The sequence below is a fragment of the Alcanivorax sp. HI0083 genome, assembly GCF_001635175.1.
On record NZ_LWFX01001099.1, the window covers coordinates 1 to 2,511 of the forward strand.

The following is a 2,511-nucleotide window of genomic DNA, read 5'->3' on the forward strand; positions in this document are numbered from 1 at the left end:
ACGCCTCGGCAGCGCTTTCTCCCGCGACAGAACCGTTATGCAGGAACTTGTCCTTACCTGCCAGCCCCAGCAAAAGCGGCTTGGCAAAGCCTCTTTCCTGCTGCCTCACACTGGCATCCAGGACAATCAGGGGGTTGTCATAATCCGGGGTGGGGCCTGCCAGCGTGGTCTGTACATCGCTGAGCGGATCCGGCCGGTCAATAATAGGCAGGATGTCATCATCGTAGTCCCGATAGAGCGTCGAGATCGACACAATGATATTGGCAACCGGATCATCCGGGTTCGGGGTATGGCAAGCCGCGCAGTTTGCCCCCTGTGGACGTGGATTGCGGAAGATCGCCTCCCCCATTGCCACTTTTGCGGGATCCAGACCCTCGGGCGCCGCCGGGGCCTGCAACTGGTCGGTATAGGACTTGAGCGCATTCAGCTTCTCATCAGAGACCCGCAGGCCTACAGGCCCTGCCGGGTCACCCGCGGTGATATCCGTCGTGTCGCTGCTGACCAGGGGGATCTGATCTTCCAACGCCATCCCCTCGGAGAGCACGCCAGAGTCTTCCAGCACTTGCTGATAGCGTTCCGCGATTTCATCCCCAACAGGCCCCGCCAGTACGTTAAGAAACGCCTGCCCTTCTTCGGTGAGCAGACTGGTCGGATCAAGGGCCACCGTGTACACCAGATTGTTGAAGTCATTCAGACGGGCAAAAGACCCACTGTGCCCCCACGGCGCTGACAAGTCGGTGCGGAAAAAGGGCGGCACGTAGGTCGCATTGCCGATGCCGTCCGGTGTCGCATCAAAGGACGTCAGCGGGTAGTAACGAATGCCTGTGTCTTCGTTCACGCCTGTCAGATAGTCCCGGACAGCCTGATTGGTTGCCGCCACATCGCCGCCAGACGGTATCCCTGCGAAGTCGCCGTTGCCAATCGTCGCTCCCATCAATGAATCGAACTGAAGCTGTAACAAGGGCAGGTAAGCAACCGGATTGGCGGACGCCGCAAAAATGTTACCCACATCAATGCCTTCGGCGACCACACCATCGACTTGCACCCCGACGGAACCCGGACCGGCAAACCCTGCCGGCACCACCGAATCATCGGTTCTGGCGTGGCAGAGCGCACAACTCACCCCCACCTTGTCACCTCGGGCAAGGTCCAGTCCGTCACCCGGGTTGAAGGCAGGATCACTCCCCAGGGGCTTGCGGGTACCATCGGCCGCAAAGGGAACCACCCCGATAACAGCCCCTTCATTGATGAGCGCCAGAGTCACCTGGGGGTTGTTCAGCACTGTATCCGCAGGATCCGCCCCCCCTTCGATCTGATCCAGCGCATCCAGTAGCGCGGATGCCGTGCCCGGACTGAGCGCTTCGACATTGACATTCAATCCCAGCGACAGCGCAGCCAGAGGGGTAACCCCGGCGCCGGCAATCCCCTGGGGCAGCTGCATGTAGTCTGTCCAGAAACGCTGGTTACCGAAGGTTTCAAAGCGGAAAACGGTTTTCCCTTCAGCCACCGGGTCCTCTTCAATGACTACAGGGACTGGTCGGTCAATAAACTCTGTTGAGTCATCCCCACCACAGCCAGCAAGGATCAGCCCTGCCCCTGCAAGCAAGGCTGACTTTACCATGAGCGCCAGCGTGGCTGAGAAGTTGCCAGTAGAGGTTTTCAAACTGCGATGTTGTGATTGGCAAGGTGATGGAGCGGCGTCGCTGCCACCTTCTGGCGGACTGTTCTGTGCTGCCCTGGACTTCATACATTTCTCCCGGAGATGTGTACTGACGGGTCGATGCTGTGCCCCGGCTTGTGAGCGTCAGGTCAATCGCACAAAACCTTACAAAACATCACGCCCCTTGCTCATATGGATACTCAAAGAAGAAGGAGAAAGAATGCTGCGCCCTGGCGCTGAGCCCCTTATACTCTCCCGCCATGGGACGACGAACCAATCCGAAAACACAACGCATCAAAGGCATTACCGCCGTTACCGCACTGCGACTGATTGCCTGCCTGCCATTCGCACTCAATCGCTGGGCTGCCACCCTCCTTGGCAGGTTGATCGCCGCCTTCCCCACCGATGCTCGCCGGGTATCAGAAGTGAATCTGTCACTGTGTTACCCGGACCGGTCTGAACCTGAGCGGCGCAAGTTGGCTCGCGAATCACTGGTGGAAAGCATCAAGAACACCTTTGAAATTGCCCTGTTCTGGCGGCACCCCGACCAGGGACTGAAGCGTGTGGCCGCCGTTGACGGTGATGCCCCGCTCCGCCAGGCCGTGGTGGATGGCAAACCCATCATGATTTTGGCTCCCCACCTGGGATGCTGGGAGGTGCTCAATTTCTGGCTGGCCACCGAATTTGGACTGCACGCCATGTTTGCCCCCTCCGGACTGCCGGAAGTGGATGATCTGGTGCTCAGCGGCCGGGAACATTTTGGCTCCACCATGTACCCCACCACCGCCCGCGGCGTTGCTGGCCTGGTACGGGCCATGAAGAAAGGAGCCCTAACCGCCATCCTGCCCGAT

At 59.3% G+C, this 2,511-nt stretch carries 2 protein-coding genes; one reads left to right on the forward strand and one right to left on the reverse strand.

What is annotated here, in order from left to right; translation table 11 throughout:
- Positions 1-1,507: cytochrome c (locus A3754_RS15020; protein ID WP_197468672.1), on the reverse strand; the 1,507-nt coding region annotated here is incomplete at its 3' end.
- A gap of 413 nt (positions 1,508-1,920) precedes the next feature.
- Here A3754_RS15020 and A3754_RS15025 point away from each other — a divergent pair.
- Positions 1,921-2,511 (forward strand): lysophospholipid acyltransferase family protein (locus tag A3754_RS15025; protein ID WP_063520350.1); only part of this gene is annotated, 591 nt, incomplete at its 3' end.